This window comes from Phycisphaerae bacterium, from assembly GCA_012729815.1.
Classification (GTDB): Bacteria; Planctomycetota; Phycisphaerae; order JAAYCJ01; family JAAYCJ01; genus JAAYCJ01.
Window position 1 is genome coordinate 25,265 of the sequence record JAAYCJ010000247.1, and the last position, 8,686, is coordinate 33,950.

The 8,686-nt window shown below is 64.1% G+C and carries 6 protein-coding genes; all 6 read right to left on the reverse strand.

Going from position 1 to position 8,686, the window contains the following annotated elements; translation table 11 throughout:
• Window positions 1–8: 8 nt before the first annotated feature.
• The 6 genes from GXY33_16235 to GXY33_16260 are packed head-to-tail and all read right to left on the reverse strand — an operon-like array spanning window position 9 to window position 8,321.
• Entirely contained in the window at window positions 9–2,093 is a 2,085-nt protein-coding gene (locus tag GXY33_16235) for a family 10 glycosylhydrolase (protein NLX06687.1), read from the reverse strand.
• A gap of 13 nt (window positions 2,094–2,106) precedes the next feature.
• Window positions 2,107–2,973: a creatininase family protein gene (locus GXY33_16240; GenBank protein ID NLX06688.1), complete on the reverse strand. Its 867-nt coding sequence runs from the start codon at window positions 2,971–2,973 to the stop codon at window positions 2,107–2,109.
• The gene (locus GXY33_16245) at window positions 2,970–4,703 is read right to left on the reverse strand and encodes a hypothetical protein (protein ID NLX06689.1); all 1,734 of its coding nucleotides are present in this window, start codon (window positions 4,701–4,703) and stop codon (window positions 2,970–2,972) included. Before GXY33_16245 ends, GXY33_16240 begins: the two co-directional genes overlap by 4 nt.
• 2 nt (window positions 4,704–4,705) lie before the next feature.
• Window positions 4,706–5,989, reverse strand: a complete 1,284-nt coding sequence (locus tag GXY33_16250) for a DegT/DnrJ/EryC1/StrS family aminotransferase (protein ID NLX06690.1) — start codon at window positions 5,987–5,989, stop codon at window positions 4,706–4,708.
• Window positions 5,990–5,992: 3 nt separating this feature from the next.
• On the reverse strand, window positions 5,993–7,054 hold the full coding sequence (locus GXY33_16255) for a Gfo/Idh/MocA family oxidoreductase (GenBank protein ID NLX06691.1): 1,062 nt from the start codon (window positions 7,052–7,054) through the stop codon (window positions 5,993–5,995).
• Between the two features lie 13 nt (window positions 7,055–7,067).
• Entirely contained in the window at window positions 7,068–8,321 is a 1,254-nt protein-coding gene (locus tag GXY33_16260) for an ROK family transcriptional regulator (protein NLX06692.1), read from the reverse strand.
• Window positions 8,322–8,686 lie beyond the last annotated feature (365 nt).

Genomic DNA, 8,686 nt, shown 5'->3' on the forward strand with positions numbered 1-8,686 from the left:
TCGATCCTTTAACTCAGTTCGATGATTTCGTAGTCCTCTACCTGCGGTACGGTCAGGCAGATGCCGTTGGAGCGCTTGCGGACGGGAAGCTTCTTTCCCTGGCGGAGCAGCGTGGCCCGCGCGGCTGCCGACCGCAGCCAGAGTTGAACGTCCCGGCGTCGCCGCAGTTGACGGATGGGGCGTTTGAGGCCGGCCATGTAGTTGATCAGATGCAGCCAGGTTTTTCCTTCGCGGCTTCGAATGCCGACCTCGATCCACGGGGCGTCGTCGATCTTGACCAGCGGCGTCGCGAGCCGGTTGGCGAGGGTCGCGATCAGGTCCGTATGATCGGGAAACCGCGCGGCGGACAGGGCGGCTCCGAGCGTGCCGGCGAGGAAGACGATCCTGCCGCGGCCGTGTCGGTTTTCGACGAGGAAGGGCAACTCGGATACGGTTGGCGTGTTTTCGTAGCAGCCGGGCAGGCGGTGGCAGAAGTTCATCAGGGCGCGGCCGGTGGTGGCGGCGACTCGGATACCGTGGACCGGCGCGGGAATGAAGTTCGAGGAGGTCGCTGGGCGGTAAGGGTTCTTGCGGCTTGGCGTGCGGGTGAGGTAGTCCCAGTTCATGGGGCCGAAGATCTCACCGTCGTAGCGAACGCCGAAGAGGTCGGCGAGGCCGAAGTCGTCTCGACGTCGGCCGTCTCGCTGGTAGAGTGATGTTTCGAAGGTGGCGACGAGATTGCCGCCTTTAGCGACGAACCGGCGGAGAGCCTCGGCTGCGTCATCGGCGAGACTTGGCGCGTTCGGGAGGAAGATCAGGTCGTAGGCCGTCGGGTCGGCCAGGTTGTCTTCGCCGATGACGTCGAAGGGGACCTGGGCCGCGGTGAGGGCGTCGTAGAAGCCCTGGAATTCGGCGGCCAAGTCGCCGGCGCCGGAGGCGTCGATTTTGCGGGTGAAGTCGGTGAGCGGCACCGAAGAGCCGCGATAGAAGTTGCAGCCGTGGTCGGGCCAGAGGAGGGCGACGCGGGCGAGCGAGCGGGTCGCGGCAAAGGCCTGCGGATGGCGCTGGATGAGGCGGTTGTAGTCGCGGATGACGTTCAGTTGCGGCTGATTGAGATTGCCGGGGAAGAACGCGGTCCAGTAGGTTCCGCCGTGGGCGAGGGTCTGGGCGAACAGGAGCGAGATTTCGGGCTCGGGCAGGAGGTACCAGTTCCAGGGCTTGTGGCCGGCGGCGTTGGCGCCGAGGGCGGGCTTGCCGCCGGACTGGGACGAAAGCAGTTTGGCGGTGACGCCTGGTTTGTGGAGCGGCTGATGGTTCAGGTCGTTGTAGAGGAAACCGCCTTCGGCGATGAGCATGTCGGAGTGGCGGATGATGCGGACGTTGTCGCGGCCGGTGGGCCAGTAGGGCCAGTTGGCGTTGCCGTTCATGTAGAACAGGAGTTCGGGGTTGATCGCCTTGAGGATGGCGTCGGAGTCGGCCAGGAAGCGGGCGATGCTGTCGGCTTGGAATTCGACCAGTTCCTTCCAGAGCGGATGATCGCGGTTGGATTTGGGAGGCAGGTCCTGACCGGTGCGCTCGCGGAAGAGCCGGCGGCATTCGGGGCAGTAGCACGAGTCGCTGAAGAAGATCGGGCCGTCGTAGAAGACGCCGTCGATGTCGTAGCGGGCCAGGTCGCGCAGGATCTGGAAGACCCAGTCGCGATAGCCGAGGGCGTTGACGCAGAACGAGGTGCCGGTGGAATAGACCTGGTCGATGGGCGTTTGGTTTTCGCGGACCTGCCGCCAATCGGGATGTTCCTCGCCGAACTGCCACGTGTACCAGTGGACGTTGAAATAGGGCAGGACGCGGATGCCTTTTTTGCGGGCCATCGGGAGGTACTTGCCCAGGCGGTCGGGATTGCGTTTCCTGGCGAGCGAAGAGTTGAAGTACAGCCGCCGGTCGTTGAGGCCGGCGGTGTCGCCGTCGGAGGCGCCGTGGAACATGCAGTGGAAGTGCTGGACGTTGCCGCCCAGGTCGGCGACGATGTCCGCCTGTTTTTGCAGCGAGACGCCGTTGAAGTCCAGTCCGTCGCAGATTTCGACGACACGCAGCGGTTCGTTCATCCACCAGGGCATGACCGTTCTCCTTCTACTGCATGTCGAAGATCAGCGGCGGCGGGGTGAAGGGGACTTCCCTGTAAACGCCGTCAGCTTTGGCTTCGAGGGCTGCGATTTTTTCACTTACCGCGTCGACGATGGCGTCGCAAACGCGCTTGCCGATTTCAGGAGAGGCCCGGTCGGGAAAGCCCATGACTCCGACCTGGACCTGCGGCCGCTGGGACATTCGCGGGACGACGTGTCTGTCGTCGACGATTTTTTCGGCGTGCTGGTAGTTGTCGGGATGCTCGATCTGCATGCTCAGGTAGGGCTCCTCGTCGACCGCCAGTTCATCCATCCGCACGGCGTCGGGTTCGAGGGCCATGACCATCGAGGTTTCGAGCCAGCCGGCGTGCCAGTCGCCTTCGGGCAGGGCTTTGTGCCAGGCGATCTTTTCGGGATCGAAGTCCCAGATGGGCATGAGGGCGACCATGACGCGCTCGAAGGCCGGATTGGTGCGCAAGAGGATCTGGATGGCGTCGTTGAGGGCGCGGGCGTTTTCGCTGCCGCCGTGGCATAGGAAGAGGTACACGTTACGGACGCCCTGGGCGACCAGCGAGATGAGCATGTCGCTGATGACCAGGGACATCACGGCGGGCGAGATGTTGATGGTTCCGGGACAGCCGCCGCCGGAGAACGACTGGTGCATGGTCGGGGCGACGAGGATGCCGGTGCGCTGGCCGATCCGCCGGGCCATGTGCGTGGCGATCAGGGCGTCGGTGCTCAGCGGCAGGTGGTAACCGTGCTGCTCGATCACGCCGATGGGGATGATGATAGAGTGGTTGGTTGTGAGGTACTCGCGGACGTCCTTGACGGTCATCCGCTCCATGACGGGAAATGCTCTGCTCGGTTTGTTCATGTCGATGGTCCTTGTGTTGCGGCCTTTGGCACGGCCGGTATGTTCAGGTGAATCTCGCTTCCGTCGCCTTCGAGGGGTATGAAGAGGTAGTCCTGTTCCAGCCGGCGGACGCGGGTCGCGCCGTCGAGTTGCGGCGCGTGGCCGGTGGCCAGAGGGATCATCAGGGTTTGCCTGCCGGTCAGGTTTGAGACGATGCAGGTGAGCGAATTGTCGTCGTTGACGAGCGTTCGCACCCGCACGGCGTCGCGGCGCTCGAGGTGGTCGCACCACTGGTCGCCGTTGCAGATGGGCACGCCTTCGGCGGTGAGGCGGTCGAAGCACGCCTCCATGTACGGACGGCTGTAGGTGCAGAAGCTGACCGGGTGGGAGAGGATGCCGAAGGCCGAGTGCGTTCGGTTGATTGAGGCTTGCAGGTTGGCTTCGAATTTCTCCAGGAGCGGAGCGGGGTTGTTGCCCATCAGTTCGGCGAGGCTCGAATCGTCGTAGGAGATGACCGGCTGCTGCCAGCATGGGTAGGTCGTGCCGTCGCGGTCGTAGAAGCGGATCGGGCGGCCCGAGCCGCACATGTAGGTGTTGAGCCGCTGCGGCGGGATGCTCAGGTAGGCGAACAGCAGGCGATAGCCGTGGCGCACATGGTCGGCGAGCCAGTTCATGTAGCCCATCCACGGGGCGTAGTGGCATTGGATGGTGCGGCTGGGCTCGCCGAATCGCTGCTTGAAGCGCTGCGTTTCCTCGTCGAGGCGTTGCGGGAATCGGAAGTAGAGGTCGTCTTCGCCGTCGACGCCGAATACGTGCGGGCCGAAGGTGTGGCCCTTGGCGCGAAGGTCGGCGACGCAGCTTGGCGTCAGCTTGGTCTGGGCCATCAGGTAGAACGTGCCGGCGCCGCGGTGCTGAAGCAGGCAATCGGAGAGGGCGGCGAACTGCTGCGGCTCGGAGAGGTCGCCGTCGCTTTGGAAGACGGCGGCGGAGCGTTGGGCGGCGTCCGGATAGTACCACAGGCGCGGCTGCGGATGCGCGGCGATATCGGTCAGGACCTTGGCCAGGAACTGGCCGTGGAAGTCGGCCTGCGGCAGGTTGATGACCCGTTCGTCGACGTGGCCGTCGAAGAGGTCGGAGGCGTGCGGCCAGCCCCACTGCCCGCTGGTCAGGTGCGATGCGAGGTCGGGATTGCCGAAGCGGATGCGCGCCACGGCCTCCGGCAGGTCGTAGAAGAACAGCGCGATCTTGCCGCGTCCGACGGATTGGACGACTGCGGCTGGGCAATCGGCGTTTGTCCAATCGCTGCGAACGGCGCGGGCGGCGATGGTGTATGTGGCGTTCTGGTCCGGCGGATCGTATTCGGCGATGGGCACGTGAGCCTGGATGGGCGTGCCGGAGCCCGGATAGCCTTCGGCGATGTCGATCCATCCGGGATAGGTGACGCGTTTGCGGGATTTCCAGCCGAGCTGGGCGGCCAGCGTCCACGACGGCTGAAGGCAGATCAGCCGCGCGCCGTTACGGACCATCGCCAGCAGTTGCTCGATCTCGGCTTTGTGCAGGAAGCAGCGGGTGAGGATGGCCACGTCGTCAGCGGTGAGTTCCGGCAGGCTTTCGGCGTCGAGATCGACCAGGTCGAATCCGTTGAAGCCTTCGGATTTGAGGATTTCGCCGGCGAACCGGCCGTAGACGTTCTCCGGCTGGGAACTGCGGATCAGCAGCCACTGCCGCATCTGACGCGGTTGTTGTGCCATCGTCACACCATCTCTTTCCTGTTGGCCAGGACCTTTTCGATCGCGGCGGCGATATCGTCCATGTCCTGCTCGTCGCCGAGAAACAGGTTTTGTGCCAGCCAGATCGCTTCGCTGCGGCAGGCCCGCTCGGCCACCGGGCAGCGGGAGGCGAACGCTGCATAGTCGATGTCCTCGTGGTATGCGGTGCCCAACGGGAAGGCGCCGTTGATGAAGCGTTTTTCGAGGAACATCGGGTTGCGGTAGAGCGGGAAGGCGTAGCCGCCGAACGCGGGCACGCCTTCGGCGGTCAGGGCCTCGATGAACCGCGCTCGTGGCAGGCCGATTCGCGGCTCGTCGTAGCGGAACATGTAGATGTGGTAGCCGTGTCGCGTAGCCCGCTCGTCCCGGACCAGCGGGCGGATGCCGTCGAGCTGCGCCAGGCGGCTTGACAGATGTCGGGCCATTCGCTGGCGGTGCTCGATTTGCTGGTCGAGCCGCTGCATCTGGACCCGCAGGATGGCGGCTTGAAACTCGGTCATGCGGTAATTCCAGCCGAGGCGGTGGAATTCGTACCACGGCCGGCCGATCCTGCGTCCGGCCCACATCAGGGAGTCGCATTCGGCAGCGAGCTTTTGATCGTTGGTGCAGAGGATGCCGCCTTCGCCGGCGGTCATGTTCTTGGTGGCCTGGAAGCTGAAGGAACCGAACAGGCCCATCGATCCGGCTTGGCGGTCGCGCCATCGGCAGCCGTGGGCGTGGGCGGCGTCCTCGATCACCGGCAGGTTGTGCCGCCGGCCGATCTCGAGGATCGCGTCCATGTCGGCGACCTGGCCGCCGAAGTGGACGACCATGATCGCCCGCGTACGGTCGGTGATGGCCTCCTCGATCCGCGCGGGATCGAGGTTGTAGGTGTCCGGATCGATGTCGGCGAAGATCGGCACGAGGTTGTTCTGGAGCACGCAGGTGGCGCTGGCCACGTAGGTGTAGGGCGGGACGATAACTTCGTCGCCGATGGCCAGGCTCATGGCGCGGATGCCCATTTCGAGGGTGGCGGTGCCGTTGGCGGCGGCGATGCCGTAGCGGCAGCCGTGGGCGTGGGTGAATTCCTCCTGGAACTGGGCGACCTGGCTGCGTTCGCCGGATTCGGGTTCGGCCATTTCGACGCCCTGACCGAAGGCAAACCGCCACCAGTTGCCGCTGCGCAGGACCCCGAGGACGGCCTGTTCCTCGCGTTGGTCCCAGACCGGCCACGAAGGGAACGGCTGCTTGCGGATGGCTTCGCCGCCGAGGATCGCCAGCTTGCTCATCGTCTATTCCTCCACCTTGACGACCCGTCGCTCGCGGACGGCTTGGTAAATTGCGTTGACCACATTGACCGAGTGCCGGCCGTCAGCCAGCGTGATCGGCGGCTGGCGGTCCTCGGCGATACAGCGGCTGAACTCATCGATCATCTGTCCGTAGAGGCCGATGCCCTCGATGCGGTATTCCTGCCGCGTGGGCTCAACGTTGCGGACCTGGTCGGCGGCGTAGCCGATTTCCCGTTCCTGAAGGATGCTGAACATGCGGCCGGTGGGATCCTGGCCGATCGTTCCCTGGCCGATGATCGCGCCGCGGGTGCCGTGGAGTTCGAGGCTGTTCTGGGCGGCGGCGTCGGGCAGGTTGAAGTAGTTGTCGAAGATCGCGTGGGCTCCGTTGCTGAGGCGTCCGACGATGGTCGAGGCGTCCTCGATGTGGGTGCGGTAGTCGTGGGTCATGCGGTCCTGGAAGCCGGCGACTTCGACGATTTTGGCGTCCATGATCCACTCGATGATATCAAGGCAGTGGGTGCCCATGTCGATCAAGGCGCCGCCGTGGCTGATGGCGGCGTCCTGTCGCCAGGCGTTGGCGATGGGCGGATACCAGCAGGTCAGTTGGGCGCGGCCCATCACAAGTTGTCCCAGCGCGCCGGATTGCACAAGCTCTCTTGCCTTGCGGTGGTAGACGTTATTGCGCATGCAGAATCCGAGCATGAACTTGACGCCGGCTTGGGCGATGGCTTGTTCCATGCGGTCAACCTCGGCGGCGGCGACGGCGATCGGTTTTTCGCAGAGGATGTGCTTGCCCGCCTCGGCGACCATGACCGTCTGTCGGCAGTGGGCGTTCTGCGGCGTGGCAATGTAGACCGCGTCGAGGTCGCGGGCCAGCAGTTCGCTTTCGGTGGTGCAGAAGTGCGGCACGTCGAAACGTTTGGCCACGTCGGCGGCGCGGTCTGGATCTAGGTCCATCACCGAGACCAACTCGGCGTTGGAGACCATCGAGCGGAATTCCGGGATGGTTCGACGGGCGGCGATTCCGCCGCAGCCGATCACGCCCCACCGGATTTTGCTCGCCATGCGGCGTCTCCTTCTACAGGTATTCCGGGATCTTGAGTTGCGGGATCTGGAAGACGCCGTCGAGGACGAGGGCGGCCGCCCCCATCGCTCCGGCCTCTTCACCCATGGCTGAGACCTCGACCCGCAGGCGGCGGGTGGCGACGGCGAGGGCCTGGCGCTGGAGCATTCGTCGGACCGGCTCGACCATCAGGTCGGCCACGCGGGCGAGCCTGGCGTCGAAGACCACCATTTCGGGGTTCAGGAGGTTGACCGCATTGGCCACGGCGATGCCGAGATAGCGGGCAGCGTCGTCGAGAATCGAGAGGGCCAGCTTGTCGCCGCGTTCAGCCGCCTCGAAGACGTGCTCGGCGCGGATGGCGTCGGCGTTTCCGCCGGCCAGTTCGAGCACCAGCGAGTTGGCCCCTTCACGAACGGCGCGGGTGGTTTGCGAGGCGATGGCGGGCATGGAGGCGACGGCTTCGAGGCACCCGCGGCTGCCGCAGTTGCAGATCGGGCCGTTTTCGGTCACCAGCATGTGGCCCATTTCGCCCGCGCTCTCGCTGGCTCCGCGGTGAAGCTCGCCCCCCACCACGATTCCGCAGCCGATGCCGGGACCGAAGTCAATGAACATCAGGCTCTGGACGTCGCGACCGAGGCCGTAGCGGTTTTCGTAGAGGGCTTTGGCCCGCGTGTTTTCCTCGAGGGCGATCGGGCAGGCGAATCGCTCGTGCAGTATCCGCCGCAGCGGCACGTCGCGCCAATCGAGGATAGTCGATGAGAAGATCGAGACGCCCTGTTTGCTGTCGATCAGGCCCGGGTCGGCGACGCCGATGCCCAGGATGTTCTCCTGCCCGCCGACGTGGCAGACGATTTCCTCGATGGAGTCGACCATAGCGGCCAGGATGGCCTGCCGGTCCGGCGTCTGGCGGAAATCGCGGCGGACCTGGCCGACGGCACGGGCTTCGAGATCGGCTCCGACCGCGATGAGGTGGTCGGCGTCGAACTCCACGCCGATCACGTGGCCGCGGCTGGGGTTCAGGCGCAGGAGCACCTGCTTGCGTCCGCGTCCGGCCTCCTGGGTGCCGGCTTGGCAAACCATCCCGCCAGCTTCGAGTTCGCGAACCAGTTCGGTAATGCTGGCCAGGCGGATTCCGGTCAGTTCGCGGATCTGCGTCCGCGAGACCGGCCCCCGCTTGCGGATGGTGTTCAGGACCACCGCGCGGTTGTATTCGGTCCGCAGATGGTTCTCACCCCGCTCGTCTGTTGCCGTTACCGTTTTTTGCGTCATCGTAAATATTGGTCATTATCAACGCGGTACTGTAGCCGCCGGTTGTATGGGCGACAGTAACGTTTATGCGCATTTTCGTCAATAGTTTTCTCTTTTACAGGCCATTGACACCGAGCAACACAGCCGTGCCATTATTTACGATATTGGTACTGTAAGGCCATATCTTCCAGCCCGACGAAGACACTACTGATAGTTCATAATGCAATTATTATGGAACTATAGTGTTGCATTATGCATTTTAAGACCAACCAACTTATCGCCATTAACTCCATAACAGTTGATTCAGCAGTTATTTATCATGCACCACGTGTGTTGGCACGGGATTTGAGAATCCACACGGACAAGGCACCTGATGATGCCTGTGA

Bases quoted from the DNA above. Each gene is read 5' to 3' on its own strand.
- GXY33_16235 (NLX06687.1), bottom strand. From the start codon at position 2,093: ATGCCCTGGTGGATGAACGAACCGCTGCGTGTCGTCGAAATCTGCGAC.
- GXY33_16245 (NLX06689.1), bottom strand. From the start codon at position 4,703: ATGGCACAACAACCGCGTCAGATGCGGCAGTGGCTGCTGATCCGCAGT.
- GXY33_16250 (NLX06690.1), bottom strand. From the start codon at position 5,989: ATGAGCAAGCTGGCGATCCTCGGCGGCGAAGCCATCCGCAAGCAGCCG.
- GXY33_16240 (NLX06688.1), bottom strand. From the start codon at position 2,973: ATGAACAAACCGAGCAGAGCATTTCCCGTCATGGAGCGGATGACCGTC.
- GXY33_16255 (NLX06691.1), bottom strand. From the start codon at position 7,054: ATGGCGAGCAAAATCCGGTGGGGCGTGATCGGCTGCGGCGGAATCGCC.
- GXY33_16260 (NLX06692.1), bottom strand. From the start codon at position 8,321: ATGACGCAAAAAACGGTAACGGCAACAGACGAGCGGGGTGAGAACCAT.